Origin of the sequence: Williamsia muralis (assembly GCF_002735905.1) — a bacterium.
Lineage (GTDB): Bacteria > Actinomycetota > Actinomycetes > Mycobacteriales > Mycobacteriaceae > Williamsia > Williamsia muralis_A.
On record NZ_PEBD01000010.1, the window covers coordinates 422,673 to 438,562 of the forward strand.

Here is a 15,890-nt window from a genome sequence, read left to right on the forward strand (position 1 = left end):
ATCATGGGCAGTCCCATCCAGCGAATGGTGTCGGTGAAACGCGGTCGAACCGGTCGCGCGATCACGTTGCGCGACAAGGTTGTCGTGATCACGGGCGGTGGCCGGGGAATCGGTCTCGCCACGGCAGAACTGCTGCAGGAACGCGGGGCCAAGGTCGTCCTGGGTGACATCGACGAGGAAGTCGTCGGCAAGGCGGCGGCAAATCTCGGCTGCGAGGGTTACCCGCTCGACGTCACCAGCGACGAGTCGTTTTCCGCATTCCTCGACCGGGTCGACAAGGAGTTCGGCCGGTTCGACGTGCTGATCAACAACGCCGGCATCATGCCGACCGGTCCGTTTCTGGAATTCTCGGACTCATTGATCAAGCGCAACTTCGAGATCGATCTGCTCGCCGTTGTTCGCGGTAGCCGACTCGCGGCGCGGCGGATGGTCGAGCGCGGACACGGCCAGATCGTCAACGTGGCGTCGGTTGCCGGATTGGTGCCGCTGCCCGGACTCAGCATCTACAGCGCCGCCAAGGCCGGCGTCATCGCGTTCTCCGAGGCCCTCGACGGGGAACTGAGCACGCAAGGCGTCCGGGTGCTCACGGTGATGCCGAACTTCACCAAGACCGGCCTCATCGACGGGTTGCAGACCACCGCACTGATGCCGCCCATCGAGCCCGATGACGTTGCGGCGCAGATTGTCCAGAGCATCGAGACCAACCGCGACCGCGTGGTGATCCCGAGGCAGAGCATGGCGACCCTGGGGTGGATGGTGACCCCGCGGTTCCTCAAGAACATCTACGGTCGACGCTTCGGATTCGATTCCATGTTCATGGCCTACGACCAGGACAAGCGATCCAAGTACCTCGAGCGGGTCACCCGTAGCTAGCCGATGATGGTGGCTTCGGGTGAGGCCCACCTGGGCGAATGCTCACCCGAACCCACCACTATCGGGGGTTGGCGGCGATGTACTTGAGATCACGGCCGTCGCGTACCCAGGTGGGGGGCGCATCGTCGGAGGCCAACGTGCGCTTGAGGATCTTGAAGGTGTCGGTGCGGGGAAGGTCGTCGACCAACCGAACGCGGGTGGGCCACTGCTTGGGACCGAGGTCTGACTGTGTGGCCAGAAAACCGGTCAACTGGTCGGCCGTGAGTCCCGGCGCCACCAGCGCCGCCGCGAGTTCGTCACCGACGTCGGCCCGTACGCCGTACACGGCGGCCATGGCGATCGATTCGTGGCGTAGCAGCACCCGTTCGATCGGGCCGGTACCCATGTTCTCGCCGTCCACGCGGACCCAATCACCGAGTCGCCCTGCGAAATACACGTATCCTCGGTCGTCGACGTAACCGAGGTCGCCGGTGTGATAGATGCCGTCGCGCATGCGTTCGGCGTCGGCGTCGGGGTTTCGGTAATAGCCGGTGAACAGTCCGCCTCCCGCGCTGTTGACGATCTCTCCGACGGCTTCGTCCGGGTTCAACAGCTCACCGTGCTCACCGAATCGTGCTGTCTCGCATACCGTGCCTGTGTCCGGGTGACGAACCTCGGTGGGCGGGACCAGGGGACCGAGCGCCTCGGGCGGAGTGTCGGGGGTACGGGTGATCGAGACCCCACCCTCGGTGGAACCGAACCCGTCGATCACCGTGACGTCGAAACGCTCTGTCACCGCAGTGATGTCAGCAGGCGACGCCTCGTTGCCGTACAGGATTCGGAGTGGGTTCTCTTTGTCGTCCGGACGCGGTGCGGTTGCCAGGACGTACGACAGTGGTTTGCCCACATAGTTCGCGTAGGTCGCGCCGAAGCGGCGGATGTCATCCAGAAACGCACTGGCCGAGAACCTTCGGCGCAGGGCAATCGACGATCCGCCCGCCACCGCGACCATCCACCCGGCGATGATCGCGTTCGAATGGAACATCGGCATGGACAGATAGGCAACGTCTTTTGGTCCCAGTCCGAACCTGGAGGACAGCATGGAGCCGCCGACGGCGAACTTGCGATGACTGCACTGCACCGCTTTGGGATCCCCGCTGGTCCCCGAGGTGAAGATGAGCATGAGCACTGTGTCGGGGTCGCAGTCGCTGAACGTCACGGGGGCATCGACGTGGGGCTCGAGCAGCCGGGACCATTGCGGGGAGTCGACGTCCAGAACGTGAACTCCGTCCAGATCGACATCGGCCAGCAGGCCCGCGGTCGCGTCCTCGACGATGACAACCTGACAGTCCGCGGTGTCGATGTCCCCGGCCAGCGCGGCGCCGCGTCGGGTGGGGTTCAGGCCCACGATCACGATCTCGCCCATCACGGCGGCCGCGAGCAGATAGCTGAACTCGGGGATGTTCTCGAGCAGGAGCGCAACATGCCGCGGCTTGCCCTGTTCGAGCAACCCGTCGAGCGCGGCCGCCCTTGCCGCAGACAGGCGCAGATGGTCACGCCAACTGATGAATTCGTTCTCGAAGTACAGCCCCGCATCGTCCACGTTCGCGAGCGGCGCCAGCATTTCCCCTACCGTGCCGGGACCATCTGCCATTGTCATAGGGCGTCTCGGGTCTCAGGCGGGTTCGGCGGCCAGAGCCGCGCCGATGCGCCGCAATTGGACAGGCGCCGATCCAAGCGCGAACTCGTTCTGCTTGGCGTGCAGGAAGTAGCGGTGCAGCGGGTGATCGACATCGATCCCGACGCCACCGTGCACGTGGACAGCGGTGTGTGCCACCCGGTGGCCGGCATCGGCGGCCCAGAACTTGGCCGTGGCAAGCTCTTTGCCCGCTTCCAGATGTTCGGACACCATCCAGGCGGCTTGCAGGGTGGTCAGCTTGAGTCCACGGACGTCGATGTAGGCGTCGGCGAGCCGCTGCGCGACAGCCTGGAACGACCCGATCGCCCGGCCGAACTGTTCGCGCTCGCGACCGTAGTCTGCCGTGAGTTCCAGAGCCCGTTCGAGCACCCCGGTTTGCTCGGCGCACAGGGCCAGAGTCATCCGGTCGCGGAGAAAGGCGACCGCAGCGGTGCCGGCGGATCCGAGCACGCGGGAGCGGTCGACCCGGACCCCGTCGAGTTCCACTGCGGCGCTGGGCGTCAACCCGGTGGACGGGGTGGGTGTGATGGTGACGCCCGGGGTCGTGGCATCAATCACGAACACCGAAACCCCATCGGGGCCCTGAGCGTTGACCACCACGGCATCGGCGACCTCGGCGTACGGCACATTCACCTTGAGCCCTCGAAGAATCCAATCGTCGCCCTCGGCGGTGGCCGTGGCGACCGGCTCGAGTGGGTCGTCGGCGAGATCCTCGTCGAGCGCCACGGTGATCAGCTTCTGACCCGACACCAGATCCGACAACCACTGCTGCTTGAGGGCGTCGGTCCCGAACTCGGCGATGGCGGGAATCGCGGCGATTGCAATCGGACCAAACGGAACCGGGGCCAGAACTCTGCCGAGCTCCTCGGCAACCGCCACGTTGTCGACGATGGTGAGCCCCGCGCCACCGACCTCTTCGGCCAGTTCGACCCCGAGTAGCCCGGAAGACGCCAGCTGCGACCACAACTCTCGGTCGAAGGCAACCGTGGTGGCCCCAGCCGAGGTGTCACCCTGCAGTTGGACGAGCCGGTCGGTGGTCACCAGCTTTTTGGCGATGTCGCGGGTGAGCCCGGCGAGATCGGTGGTCTGTTCACTGCGATGAAAATCCATGGTGTGCTTCCTGATTCCTCGGGGAGACGGTGGCGCCGCCGGAAGTGGTGCCTGCCAGGGTCGGTTCGGTGGCGATCCGGACCGGTCAGCGGCGGGCGGGGGGCTGGCCGAGGGCGAGCATCGCGATGATGTCGCGCTGGATCTCGTTGGTGCCGCCGCCGAAGGTCAGGATCAGCGATGAGCGGTGGAAACGTTCGAGTCGACCACGCAGATGTGTGCCTGCGCTGCCCTGACGCAGTGTCGCCGAAGGCCCCAGGACCTCCATCAGCAAACGGTAGGCCTCCGTGGCGAACTCGGTGCCGAAGACCTTGGTGGCCGAGGCGTCTGCGGGCGACGGTGATCCGCCCCCGGTGGCCTCGGAGGCGATGTTCCAGTTGATCAGCTTGAGGAACTCCACCTTGGCGTGCACCTTGGCGAGATTCATCTGCACCCACTCGTTGTCGATGACCCGCTGGCCGCGAGCATCTTTGGTGTTCTGCGCCCATTCGACCGTCTCGCGCAAGGCGGTCTGGATCGGTGCGGCGCTACAGAGTGACACCCGTTCGTTGTTGAGCTGGTTGGTGACCAGCGGCCAACCGCCGTTGAGTTCACCCACCAGGGCGTCGGCGGGTACCCGGACGTTCTCGTAGTAGGTGGCGCTGGTGTCCACACCGGACATGGTGTGCACAGGTGTATAGGAGAAACCTTCGACGTCGGTCGGGACGATGAGCATCGAGATGCCCTTGTGCTTCTTGGCCTCCGGATCGGTACGGCAGGCCAGCCAGATGTAGTCGGCGTATTGGATGAGGCTGGTCCACATCTTCTGGCCGTTGATGACGAAGTCACCGCCGTCCCGGACGGCGGTGGTGCGCAGCGACGCGAGATCGGTGCCTGCGCCTGGTTCGGAGTAGCCGATGGAGAAGTGCACGTCGCCCGAAGCGATCGGCGGCAAGTACTTCGCCTTCTGCTCCTCGGTGCCGAAGTGCATGATCGTCGGTGCCACGGAGTTGATGGTCAGGAATGGCACCGGCGCACCGGCGATCGCCGCCTCGTCGGTGAAGATCAGCTGATCCATCATCGAACGGTCCTGGCCGCCGTACTCTTTGGGCCAGCCCAGAGCCAGCCAGCCGTCGCGCCCCATCTCGCTGACGACCTCGCGATAGACATTGCCCTCACCGAACTCGCCAGACGTCGATGAGAGTGCCGCTCGTCGCTCCGGCGTGATCAACTTGGAGAAGTACGCCCGGAGTTCGCGCCGAAGTTCCTGTTGCTGGTCGGTGTAGGCAATACGCATCGGTGCTCCAAGGTTCGGGTGCGCGTGGGAGCCGACCGGGCCAATCCGGTCGCGCTCTTCTGTAACACGTTCTAACCTGTAAGTTGGCTGCCCGTCAACAAGTGGCCACCGTGGCCAGGCGATGGAAGGAAACTCATCTCATGAAGATCAAAGCCGATTTCGATCTCTGCGAGTCCAACGGTGTGTGCGTGGGGATGGCGCCGGACGTTTTCGATCTCGACGACGACGACTACCTGGTGATTCTTCAGGAGGACGTTCCCGAAGAGCGGCGCGAGGAAATGCGCCAGGTGGTCGGCAGTTGCCCCAAGTCGGCTCTGTCGATCGAGGAATGACCGGCGGTTGCGGGCGTGCGTCGGATCGCTCGCAACCTGTGAATATCTTCAAACATTTGGCACGGAGTGAGAACACGTTCTACATTTGCGAGCAGACGTAGCCGGGAACCGCGGCCTGAGTGCGGCCCCGCGCAGCAACGCCGAGATGGAGGACGTTCGTGAGTGATCTGGATGGTCGCGTAGCCGTTGTGACCGGAGCTGGTGCGGGCCTGGGTCGCGCCGAGGCGATCGGCCTCGGTGCACTCGGCGCCACGGTGATCGTGAACGACCTCGCCGGCGCCCTGGACAAGAGCGACGTGCTCGACGAGATCAAGGCCGCCGGCGGGGTGGGAGTGCCTGTCACCGGCGACATCTCGGATTCTGCGACGACCACCGAGATCATGCGGGTCGCCACCGAGGAACACGGTGGCCTGCACGTCGTGATGAACAACGCCGGCCTCGTACGGGACAAGATGTTGTTCAACATGACCGACGACGACTGGGACCTGGTGATCCGCGTGCACCTTCGCGGACACTTCCTGATGAGCCGCAACGCAGGCGCGTACTGGCGCGCCCAGTCCAAGAAGGCCGGCGAGCCGGTGTTCGGCCGGCTGATCAACACCTCGAGCGAAGCCGGACTGACCGGCCCTGTCGGACAGGCCAATTACGGTGCGGCAAAAGCCGGTATCACCTCGCTGACCTTGACGGCCGCGCGCGGGCTGTCCGCCTATGGTGTGCGTTCCAACGCCATCTGCCCCCGTGCCCGCACGGCCATGACCGAGGGCACCTTCGGTGAGGCGCCCGACGGCACCGTCGATCCTCTGTCCACCGACCACGTGGTCACCCTCGTGCAGTACCTTGCCGGTCCGGACTCCGATGGGGTCAACGGTCAGGTGTTCGTCGTCTACGGTCCGAAGGTCACCCTGATGGCGGCGCCCACGGTGGAGCGGACGTTCGAGGCGGGCGGCGACGCCTGGGACCGATCGGATCTGTCCAAGACAATGTCCGAGTACTTCGTCGGACGCGATCCGGACGCCACGTTCTCGGCCGGCAAAGCGCTGTTCGGTTAGCGCCGCAAACCTTGTTGACCGGGGGTTTCGACACTCCCTGTGAACGCTTCGAATTAGCCGATTCGAGCAACTGGACATGTGATAAGTTCGCGACGAACCACCTGGAACTGCAGTAATCCCTCACGGATCGGACCGGTGGAACGTGTTATAAAACGAAGGCGTCGGGGATGGCTTCGAAGGGGAAAACTTCCTAATTGACAGTCTGACGATTCCTCCACATCAGAACTAGAACACGTTATGATCGAGCAGCCTCGTTCGATCCAGGTCTTTGCCGCAGTTAAAGGAGAGTTGGTGAACCGTAGACTGGCTGTCCCGTTCGAGAGCGTGGGCGATTTCGTGGCGATGAGCGTCAGTGCGGCACGTGAACTCTTCCGCCCGCCGTTCCAGTGGCGCGAGACGATCGAACAGTCGTGGGCGATCGCCCGGGTGTCGATGGTCCCCACTGTCCTCGTGGCGATACCGTTCACCGTTCTGGTGAGTTTCACCCTCAACATCTTGCTTCGCGAGCTCGGCGCACAGGACCTCTCCGGCGCGGGCGCGGCACTGGGCACCATCACCCAGATCGGCCCGATCGTCACCGTGCTGATCGTGGCAGGCGCCGGCGCCACGGCCATCTGCGCCGACCTCGGAGCCCGAACGATCCGCGAAGAGATCGACGCGCTCCAGGTTCTGGGCATCGACCCGATCCACCGCCTCGTCGTTCCCCGCGTGATCGCCTCCACGATGGTCGCCATCCTGCTCAACAGCCTGGTGTGCACCATCGGCATCGGCGGTGGATTCGTCTTCTCGGTGTACCTCCAGGACGTGAACCCGGGTGCGTTCATCGCGAACCTCACTCTGCTCACCGGTTTTCCGGAACTGATGATCTCGATGGTGAAGGCGGCGCTCTTCGGACTCGCGGCCGGACTCGTCGGCTGTTACCGCGGTCTGCACGTTGCCGGTGGCGCCAAGGGTGTCGGCGACGCGGTCAACGAAACCGTGGTCTATTCATTCATGGCGTTGTTCGTGGTGAACGTGGTCGTCACCGCCGTGGGCCTCAAAGCGACGGCAGGGTAGCAGCGATGATTCTTCCGGAAACCGTCCGACTACGCTCAACTCGCGTGGCGTTCAAACGAGCCAGCGGTGGTTGGGACCGGATCGGCGACCAGGCGTTCTTCTACTGGGACAGCCTGATCAGCATCCCCCGTGCCGTCCGCGGCTACAAGAAGGAGACGCTCCGGCTGATCGCCGAGATCAGCATGGGTTCAGGCGCTCTCGCGATGATCGGCGGCACCGTTGTCGTGGTCGGATTCCTCACCCTGTTCACCGGCGGAACCATCGCGGTGCAGGGCTACAGCTCGCTGTCGAACATCGGTGTCGAAGCCCTGACCGGATTCTTCTCCGCGTTCATCAACGTCCGTATCGCCGTCCCGGTCATCGCCGGTATCGGTCTGGCCGCCACGATCGGGGCCGGTGCCACGGCCCAGCTCGGCGCCATGCGGGTCAGCGAAGAGATCGATGCCCTCGAGGCGATGTCCATCGCATCCATCCCGTATCTGGTCAGTACGCGCATCGTCGCCGGACTGATCGCGATCATCCCGCTGTACTCACTGGCGTCGGTGGCCTCGTTCCTGGCAAGCCGATTCGCAACGGTCTTCTTGTACGGGCAGTCCTCGGGCGTCTACGACCATTACTTCTCGACATTCCTCATATCCACCGACATCCTCTGGTCGTTTGTGCAGGCGATCTGTATGGCCGTGGCCGTCATGATGATTCACACCTACTACGGCTTCAACGCCTCCGGCGGACCGGTCGGGGTCGGCATCGCGGTCGGTAACGCGGTGCGCGCCTCACTCGTCGTCGTCGTGGTCATCACGTTGCTGACGTCACTGGCGATCTACGGCGTCGACGGAAAGTTCAACCTTTCGGGGTAGCCATGTCACAGAGAATCGAACGACCCCAATGGGCCAAGAAGCTCGCGGCCACCTCCATGGTGGTGGCGCTGATCGCCGTCTGTGCGCTGGCCGGTCTCCAGTTCCTGGGCAGCTTCTCCTCGACAGTTCCGGTGACGTTGACCTCTGATCGTGCCGGCCTGGTCATGAACCCCGACGCCAAGGTGCGGCTTCGCGGCGTGGTGGTCGGCCGGGTGGGTGACATCAGTGAAACAGCAGACGGCGTGACGCTGAAGCTGAACATGAACCCCGACCAGCTGAAGTACATCCCGGCGAACGTTCACGCGGACATCAAGTCCAACACGGTATTCGGTGCGAAGTCGGTCAACCTCGAGATGCCCGAGGATCCGTCCAAGGCGCGGCTCTCCGGTGGCTCGACGATCGAAACCGACCACGTCGTGGTGGAACTGAACACCATCTACCAGCGACTGGTCGACGTGCTCGCCGAGGTGCAGCCGGAGAAGCTGAACGCCACCATCGGGGCGATCGACACTGCGCTGTCCGGCCGGGGTGAAGAAATCGGCCAAGGATTCGCCGACCTCTCCGATCTGCTCCGCAAGACCAACCCGCACCTCGATGCCCTCAGCCGCGACATCGAGGCCGGCGCCGAGTTCACCAACGTCTACGCCGATGTGATGCCTGATCTGCTCAAGGTTGTCGAGAACTTCACGTTCACCGGAAACACGTTGCTGGACAAGTCGTCCGACCTCGACGCACTCCTGATGAACGTCACCGGAATGGCAGACACGATCAACGGGGTGATCGCACCGTCGAAAGCGACGATCATCTCCACCCTGTCCAACCTGAACCCCACCGCGGCTCTGCTCGGCTACCAGGCACCCGGCTTGGCCTGCTTCATCAGCTCCACCGCGGCAGCAGGGCAGAAGGCCCTCCCGGTGTTCGGCATCGAAACCGGTTACGTGGCCTTGAACGCCGGACTGCTGCCGGGCAAAGAACCGTACCGGTACCCGGAGGATCTGCCCCGCGTGAACGTGGACGGCCCGCCGACTTGTCAGGACGGTTTGAGCGATCCGGATTCCGCGGCGCACACCGACTTCTACGTCGGCGACAACGCGGCATTCCCGTATCAGCCACGTACGACGCCGAAAGCCGATCCCACCAAGCTCTTCCAGGTCATGTTCGGACCGGTGCCCCGTGGTTGAGACATATGAGGTTCCATCGATGACCCAGCAGAACAGGAAGGTGTGAGGTGGCGGTCTCGAGAGAGCGTGCGTTTCGCGCCACCGTCATCAAGCTGGGTAGCTTCGCCGTGGTGATGCTGCTCATCTTCGTTGTGCTGGTCGTGGTGTTCAGCCAGTACCGGGGTGGATCCAGTTTCGGGTACAAGGCCACCTTCACCAGTGCCTCACAGCTCAAACCAGGCAGCAAGGTCCGCATCGCCGGGGTCGAGGTGGGCAAGGTGGGCTCGGTGGGCCTCAACCCCGACAACGAGGCCGTCGTCGAGTTCGATGTGAACGAGAAGTACCGCCTGCCGGAGTCGGCCCGGGCGCTGATCCGCTACGAGAACCTCACCGGTGACCGCTTTCTGGAGATACAGGAAGGTACCGGGGATCCCTCGGCTCTGATCGGTGACGGCGGATCCATCCCGATCGGTCAGACCGAGCCGGCGCTGGACCTCGACAAACTGCTCGGCGGGTTCAAGCCTCTCTTCCGCACCCTGAATCCCGAAGAGGTGAACGAACTCTCCGCGTCACTCATCCAGGTGTTCCAGGGCCAGGGACCCGCGTTGAGTGAGTTGCTGCGCAACACAGCAACATTCACCGACTCGTTGGCCGATCGGGATCAATTGATCGGGGAGGTGATCGACAACTTGAACACGACGCTGGGCACGATCGATGCCGACAACGCCGGCTTCGACAGTTCGCTCGACCAACTCCAGTTGCTGATCTCCGGGCTGGATTCACAACGCAATGTGATCGGTGAGGCGGTGACAAACGCCTCCGAGGTCACCAACGACCTCAACGACGTGCTGGCCACCAATCGCGCCGACCTCAAGTCTCTGATCACGGCCACCGGCGAGGTCTCGGACGAAGTGCTCAAGGGTGAGCCCTACGTCCGCGGGTTGATCAGCCGACTGCCGGGAGACTTCAAGGCACTGTCGAATCTGGGCAGTTACGGTGCGTGGCTGCAGATCTGGCTGTGCCAGGTCAACTTGATCTTCACTGCTCCCGGCGGCCAGGAAATCGTGTGGAACAACATCGACACCACCGGTGTGAAACAGAACCCGGGTGGGAGGTGTGATCCGAAATGATGGCAGCGCTGTTCAAGGGTCAGCGGACCACCGCGGACGAAGCGGATGAGGCCCGCCGCAAGAAGCGTGGCGAACCGGACCGCGCTCGTGTCGGATTCATCGGTGTGCTCATCGCCGCTCTCGTCGTGATCGTCGCGCTGCAGATGGACAAGTTGCCCTTCCTGGCGAACGGCAGTGTGTACACGGCGTACTTCGATGACGCAGGCGGCCTGGCCAGCGGTGACATCGTGGTTGTCTCCGGTGTCGACGTGGGTGCCGTCCAGGGCATCGCGCTTGCAGACACCGATGACGGCAAGAAGGCCAAGGTCACCTTCAACATGAGGGACACGGTCCGGGTGGGGGCGGACAGCCAGGCTGCGATCAAGACCGAAACCGTTTTGGGCAGGCGCAATCTCACGTTAATCCCGCATGGCACCGGGCAGCTCAAGCCGGGCGACGAGATCAGTAGTCGCAACACGGTGGCGCCTTACTCGCTGACCGACGCGCTCGAGGGTGCAACCGACACGATCGCCGAGACCGATACCGATCAACTCAATGACGCGCTGAACACGTTGACCGACACGTTCTCCGACACCCCGCAATCGGTCCGTTCGGCTGTCGATGGTGTCGCGCGCCTGTCCAAGGCCATCGCCGACCGCGACGAGTCGCTGGACCAATTGCTCAGTCGCGCATCGTCTGTCACCGACGTCATCGCCAAACGCAGTGGCCAGATCAACACGCTGCTCACCGATGCCAATGCTTTGCTGGGCGAGTTGCAGGCCCGACGGTACGCGCTCGGACAACTGATCTCCGGTACCGAGAACGTGACCGCCCAGATCAGCGGGTTCATCAACGACAACAATGCCCAGCTCAAGCCGGTGCTCGAGAAGCTGAACGGTGTCTTGGCGATCCTGCAGGACAACCAGGAGACGCTGGCGCAGACCCTCGACGAACTCGGCCCCTACGCCAACACACTCGGCGAAGCGGTGGCGAGCGGCCCGTATTTCTCATCGCTCGTCGGAATCCCGACCTTCGGCGACTACACCGAGGTGTTCTTGAACATCATGCAGCAGAAGTACCCAGAGGCCTATCGCGCCTTCCAGTTCGCGTTCCCGATCCCGCCGGTCATCTCGACCCGACCGGATGCGGCCAATGACCCGAACTCGACGATCGCGCCGGCTCCGCCGCCCCGCTACCCAGGACCGAACGGGTGATGGGCATGGGACGGTTGAGCAGGCGATTCTGGCAGGCGATTGCCATCGTGGTGGCTGTGCTGATCGTGCTGGTGGTGGTTTATGTGGGCTTCCAGAAGGTGGCGTACAAGACCTACACTGCCTATTTCGCGAGCGTGAACTCGATGTACGAGGGTGACGCGGTGAAGATTCTCGGTGTCACCGTCGGGTCGGTCGGGAAGATCACCCCCCGCGACGGCGACGTGAAGGTGGAGTTGAAAGTCGACCGCGACCAGACGATCCCGGCCGACGCCGAGGCGTTGGTGGTCGCGCAGTCGCTGGTGTCGGGTCGTTTCGTGCAACTGACCCCGGTATACGAGGGTGGTCCGGCGTTGAAGGACGGGGGCGCGATCCCGATGGAACGCACCGCCGTGCCCGTCGAGTGGGACGACATCAAGTCCGAATTGACCAAGCTGACCGAGGCCGTGGGCCCAGACGGAGCCGATCCGGGTTCTGTGGCCAGGGCAGTCGATGTGGCGGATGCGAACCTCGACGGCAACGGCACCGCCATTCGTCAGTCGCTGCAACAGCTCTCGGACGTGACCAGCACCCTGGCGGACGGCCGCGACGACCTGTTCAACACGATTCGCAATCTGCAGGCGCTGACCGAGGCGCTGTCTCAGAGTCACGAACAACTGGTGCAGTTCAACGGTCGCATTGCATCGGTCAGCCAGGTGCTGGCCGACAACACCGAGAGTCTCAACGGTGCGTTGACCAATCTCGACACAGCACTCAGTGACGTCAAGTCCTTCATCGACACCAACGGGGCCACCCTCAGTGATTCGGTCGCCCGGCTCGGTGACGCCACCAACGTACTGGCGCAGAAGGATGAAGAGATCAGGGGGCTGCTCCACTCGGGACCGACCCAGTTGTCGAACTTCTACAACATCTACAACCCCCTGCAAGGGTCCCTGTCGGGCATCTTCGGTCTCGGCATGGGCGGCAACCTGATCAACTTGCTGTGTGGCACGATTCAGGCGAACGACCGCCCCGGCCAGGAAGGTGATGTCGAGAAGTGTGTCGACGTGCTGGCTCCGGTTCTCGCGTCGATCTCGGTCAATTACCCTCCAGCACTGATCAATCCGGTCACCGGAGTCGACGCCAGACCTGACCAGATCCAGTACCAGAACGCCAGTGTGAAGGCCAGGGCGCAGCAGAGTATCCGCGATCAGGATGCCGAGACGCGCAAGAAGTACGACAACCCCGGCCTCGCGCAACTCCTCGTCCCGTTCGGGGGTGAGGGCTGATGCGTACCGGTTCATCACGAAAGTCGGCTCTGCGCAGCATTTTCGGGGCAGTGGTGGTCAGTTCGGCGCTGGTGGCGTCGGGGTGTTCGTTCGACGGGCTGAACTCGTTGCCGGTGCCCGGTGCCGAGGGGACCGGCGCGGGCTCGTATGAGCTGAAAGCGCTGATCCCGAACGCGGCCAATCTGGTTCAGAACGCACCTGTGCTCATCAACGACGCGACGGTCGGCAGTGTCGGCAAGATCGAGGTGAAGAACTGGCAGGCAGAGTTGACGCTGCGGCTGAACGAGGGCACGCAGGTCCCAGTCGGCTCGTACGTCATGGTCGGTCTCACCAGCGTGCTCGGGTCGTTGAACCTGCAGATCGTGCAGCCCGAGGACGCCGACAAGGGGACCATCGCGCCCGGCGGCCAGATCCCGGCGGCGGACTGCCCTGAGCAGTCCAACATCGCCCAGCCGACCAACGCCGAGCCCATCCCCGACATCAACTCGGCGCAGCAGGTGTCCGCGTGTACGTATCCGACCACCGAGCAGGTTCTCAGCTCGCTGTCGGTGGTCCTCAACGGCGGCGGACTTGCGCAGGTCGGTGACATCGTCCACGAGCTCAACACCGCCATGGCCGGACGGCAGGACGTGCTGCATGATCTGGTGCCACGTCTGAACACGCTGGTCGGCGAACTGAACGTGCAGCGCGAGAACATCATCCGGGCGATGGAAGGCCTGGATCGGCTCACCGGCCAGATCAACGAGCAGACCCCGGTGGTCGAACGGGCGCTGGCCGACGGTCCACGGATCCTGAAGCTGCTCGTCGACCAACGGGTGAACTTCACCGATGCGTTGGGGGCCCTGAGCCGGATGAGCCGCACCACGGACGACATCTTGAAGGCGAACTCCGAGGACATCCAGGTGGTTGTCAGCAACCTCGTCCCGGTGCTCGATCAACTGCAGTCCACCGGTCCCTCGTTGACTCAATCGCTGGGAATCCTGCTCACCTTCCCGTTTGCCGAGTCTGCGATTCCGCAGGTGGTCCGCGGCGACTATCTCAACGCCGTGATCAACCTCGACCTCACATTCGGCAGGTTGCAGCGTGGTGCCCTTGCGAGTGTTGGTGTCGCGAGCCAGTTCTACGGTCCCGAAGGGATGTTCGGTAAGCCGGCCGGCGCCGCGGGCAGAGGTGACGACCCCTTCACCGGGCCTCTCGCCGAAGCTCCGCCTGAGACGAGTCCGACACTTCCGATTGCGCCCCAACCGGAAGCGCCTGTCGCCGATCAGTCACCAACCGGGGAGGAGGGCCCATGAGGATCACTCCGTTTGTCCGCATGCAGCTGATCATCTTCTCGATCGTGACGACTTTGGCCATCATTGCCGTCGCCGTGTTCTACATTCGGGTGCCCAGCATGGTCGGCGTCGGCGAATACAACATCGAGGTGGAGTTGCCCAGTACCGGCGGTCTTTACCAGAACGGCAACGTCAGCTACCGCGGGGTCGACGTGGGCAAGGTGCAGTCGGTGACCTTGACCGAAGAGGGTGTGACAGCAAAACTCTCGATCAACTCGGACACCAAGATCCCCGACAACTCCACGGCATCGGTGCACAGTGTCTCGGCCGTCGGCGAGCAGTACCTCGAGTTCATGCCGAAGCCAGGCATCGAGTCGACCGGCAATCTGCAGGACGGTGCCGTGATCGAGGGCGGGACGGTCCCTGTCGAGGTCGGTACGCTGCTCGACCAGGCCAACGGTCTGCTCGAACGTGTCCAGGACACACAGCTGCGCCGGGTGATGGACGAGGCCTTCAACGCGTTCAACGGCACGGGTGAGGACCTGCAGCGACTGCTGGACTCGATGGCCCTGCTCGTGGGTGACGCGAACAAGAACTCGGATGCCATCGTCAAGCTCATCGAGCAGGCGGCGCCGCTGTTGGAGACGCAGACGGCGACGGTCGACGACATCCGCGCCTGGACTGCGAATCTTGCCAAGGTGACAGATCAGCTGCGGGCCAACGACCCTCAACTGCGGGATATCCTGCAGAAGGGTCCGGGGGTCGCAAAGCAGACCCAGGAACTGTTTGCGTCGATGAATCAGACGCTGCCCCTGATGTTCTCGAACCTGAACACCACTGCTCGCACCCTTGCGATCTACCACCCGAACCTCCGGCAGATCGTGGTGATCTACCCTCGGTTGATCGCCTCGCTCATCACCGCGCTGAACACCGAAGACGCCCGTAACGGCGCCAACGTCGACTTTGCGCTGGGATTCCAGGATCCGGGTACCTGCACGGTGGGGTACCTGCCGATGACCCCCGATCGCAACGCATCGGCTCAGACCCCCCGTGATCTGCCCCCCGGAATGCTGTGCCGGGTGCCACAGGACTCCAACCTCGGTGTGCGCGGTACCCGTAACTTCCCGTGTGTGGAGATCCCCGGCCGGCGGGCGTCGACGCCGGAGGAGTGCCGGACCGGCTACGTTCCCATCGGTGAGAATGTGCCCCTGCCGCGCGGATTGCCGGGAATCGATGTGCCGCAAGGGTTCCTGACCAATGCCGGACCGGGCGCCGACGACGGTAGCCCGTCCGTGTACGCCACGACCTACGACCCGGTCAGCGGCGACTACATCGGTCCCGACGGAAAAACCTACAATGCCGGAACCGGGTCTGCGACGACCCAGAGCAATTCTGGTACGAGTGGTGGAACCGGTACAACGGGTACCGGGGCGCAACCGCAGGAAGACAACAGCCAATGGCAGAGCCTGATCACGGGAACCGTGAGGTGACGGGACCCGGAGACGAAGCGGAGCGGAGCTCGACCAACGGGTCCGGAGACGAAGCGGAGCGGAGCTCGACCAACGGGTCCGGAGACGAAGCGGAGCGGAGTTCGACCAACGGGTCCGGAGACGAAGCGGAGCGGAGCTCGACCAGTGTTT

Annotated in this window: 14 protein-coding genes; 11 read left to right on the plus strand and 3 right to left on the minus strand. The window is 63.6% G+C overall.

Annotated elements, in window-relative coordinates; genetic code table 11:
• Nucleotides 1–3 precede the first annotated feature (3 nt).
• A complete protein-coding gene (locus CSW57_RS15705) occupies nt 4–873 on the plus strand; it encodes an SDR family oxidoreductase (RefSeq protein ID WP_223249293.1) in 870 nt (289 codons plus the stop codon).
• A gap of 58 nt (nt 874–931) precedes the next feature.
• Here the strand turns inward: CSW57_RS15705 and CSW57_RS15710 are convergent, their stop codons facing one another.
• From CSW57_RS15710 to CSW57_RS15720, 3 genes are all read right to left on the minus strand, one after another.
• A complete protein-coding gene (locus CSW57_RS15710) occupies nt 932–2,476 on the minus strand; it encodes a long-chain-fatty-acid--CoA ligase (protein WP_223249294.1) in 1,545 nt (514 codons plus the stop codon).
• Between the two features lie 51 nt (nt 2,477–2,527).
• Nucleotides 2,528–3,661 (minus strand): acyl-CoA dehydrogenase family protein, encoded by a 1,134-nt coding sequence (locus CSW57_RS15715; RefSeq protein ID WP_099383662.1) that lies wholly within the window; start codon nt 3,659–3,661, stop codon nt 2,528–2,530.
• Between the two features lie 85 nt (nt 3,662–3,746).
• The gene (locus CSW57_RS15720; RefSeq protein ID WP_099383663.1) at nt 3,747–4,934 is read right to left on the minus strand and encodes an acyl-CoA dehydrogenase family protein; all 1,188 of its coding nucleotides are present in this window, start codon (nt 4,932–4,934) and stop codon (nt 3,747–3,749) included.
• A gap of 140 nt (nt 4,935–5,074) precedes the next feature.
• Here CSW57_RS15720 and CSW57_RS15725 point away from each other — a divergent pair, with 140 nt between their 5' ends.
• The 10 genes from CSW57_RS15725 to CSW57_RS15770 all read left to right on the plus strand — a co-directional run bounded on the left by CSW57_RS15725 (nt 5,075) and on the right by CSW57_RS15770 (nt 15,740).
• Nucleotides 5,075–5,266: a ferredoxin gene (locus CSW57_RS15725; protein WP_030172694.1), complete on the plus strand. Its 192-nt coding sequence runs from the start codon at nt 5,075–5,077 to the stop codon at nt 5,264–5,266.
• A 158-nt stretch (nt 5,267–5,424) separates the two neighbouring features.
• Complete coding sequence (locus tag CSW57_RS15730; RefSeq protein WP_099383664.1) at nt 5,425–6,315, plus strand: 3-oxoacyl-ACP reductase; 891 nt, start codon at nt 5,425–5,427, stop codon at nt 6,313–6,315.
• A 291-nt stretch (nt 6,316–6,606) separates the two neighbouring features.
• On the plus strand, nt 6,607–7,371 hold the full coding sequence (locus CSW57_RS15735; RefSeq protein ID WP_031333039.1) for an MlaE family ABC transporter permease: 765 nt from the start codon (nt 6,607–6,609) through the stop codon (nt 7,369–7,371).
• 5 nt (nt 7,372–7,376) lie between these two features.
• Nucleotides 7,377–8,228 carry an MlaE family ABC transporter permease gene (locus tag CSW57_RS15740; protein ID WP_099383665.1) on the plus strand — a complete coding sequence of 284 codons (852 nt, stop codon included), beginning with the start codon at nt 7,377–7,379 and terminating at the stop codon, nt 8,226–8,228.
• 2 nt (nt 8,229–8,230) lie between these two features.
• Nucleotides 8,231–9,409: an MCE family protein gene (locus CSW57_RS15745; RefSeq protein ID WP_099383666.1), complete on the plus strand. Its 1,179-nt coding sequence runs from the start codon at nt 8,231–8,233 to the stop codon at nt 9,407–9,409.
• Between the two features lie 47 nt (nt 9,410–9,456).
• A complete protein-coding gene (locus tag CSW57_RS15750) occupies nt 9,457–10,518 on the plus strand; it encodes an MCE family protein (RefSeq protein WP_099383667.1) in 1,062 nt (353 codons plus the stop codon).
• Nucleotides 10,518–11,711, plus strand: coding sequence for an MCE family protein (locus CSW57_RS15755; protein ID WP_099383668.1), 1,194 nt, complete (start codon nt 10,518–10,520; stop codon nt 11,709–11,711). The genes CSW57_RS15750 and CSW57_RS15755 overlap by 1 nt, the downstream gene beginning before the upstream one ends.
• A complete protein-coding gene (locus CSW57_RS15760; protein WP_099383669.1) occupies nt 11,711–12,976 on the plus strand; it encodes an MCE family protein in 1,266 nt (421 codons plus the stop codon). The genes CSW57_RS15755 and CSW57_RS15760 overlap by 1 nt, the downstream gene beginning before the upstream one ends.
• Nucleotides 12,976–14,271, plus strand: coding sequence for an MCE family protein (locus CSW57_RS15765; RefSeq protein ID WP_099383670.1), 1,296 nt, complete (start codon nt 12,976–12,978; stop codon nt 14,269–14,271). The genes CSW57_RS15760 and CSW57_RS15765 overlap by 1 nt, the downstream gene beginning before the upstream one ends.
• The gene (locus tag CSW57_RS15770) at nt 14,268–15,740 is read left to right on the plus strand and encodes an MCE family protein (protein WP_099383671.1); all 1,473 of its coding nucleotides are present in this window, start codon (nt 14,268–14,270) and stop codon (nt 15,738–15,740) included. The genes CSW57_RS15765 and CSW57_RS15770 overlap by 4 nt, the downstream gene beginning before the upstream one ends.
• Nucleotides 15,741–15,890: the final 150 nt, after the last annotated feature.

Excerpts from the sequence above, each read along its gene's own strand:
- CSW57_RS15725 (WP_030172694.1), top strand. The coding sequence starts at position 5,075 with ATGAAGATCAAAGCCGATTTCGATCTCTGCGAGTCCAACGGTGTGTGC.
- CSW57_RS15715 (WP_099383662.1), bottom strand. The coding sequence starts at position 3,661 with ATGGATTTTCATCGCAGTGAACAGACCACCGATCTCGCCGGGCTCACC.
- CSW57_RS15720 (WP_099383663.1), bottom strand. The coding sequence starts at position 4,934 with ATGCGTATTGCCTACACCGACCAGCAACAGGAACTTCGGCGCGAACTC.
- CSW57_RS15770 (WP_099383671.1), top strand. The coding sequence starts at position 14,268 with ATGAGGATCACTCCGTTTGTCCGCATGCAGCTGATCATCTTCTCGATC.
- CSW57_RS15765 (WP_099383670.1), top strand. The coding sequence starts at position 12,976 with ATGCGTACCGGTTCATCACGAAAGTCGGCTCTGCGCAGCATTTTCGGG.
- CSW57_RS15710 (WP_223249294.1), bottom strand. The coding sequence starts at position 2,476 with ATGCTGGCGCCGCTCGCGAACGTGGACGATGCGGGGCTGTACTTCGAG.
- CSW57_RS15745 (WP_099383666.1), top strand. The coding sequence starts at position 8,231 with ATGTCACAGAGAATCGAACGACCCCAATGGGCCAAGAAGCTCGCGGCC.
- CSW57_RS15755 (WP_099383668.1), top strand. The coding sequence starts at position 10,518 with ATGGCAGCGCTGTTCAAGGGTCAGCGGACCACCGCGGACGAAGCGGAT.
- CSW57_RS15705 (WP_223249293.1), top strand. The coding sequence starts at position 4 with ATGGGCAGTCCCATCCAGCGAATGGTGTCGGTGAAACGCGGTCGAACC.
- CSW57_RS15760 (WP_099383669.1), top strand. The coding sequence starts at position 11,711 with ATGGGCATGGGACGGTTGAGCAGGCGATTCTGGCAGGCGATTGCCATC.
- CSW57_RS15740 (WP_099383665.1), top strand. The coding sequence starts at position 7,377 with ATGATTCTTCCGGAAACCGTCCGACTACGCTCAACTCGCGTGGCGTTC.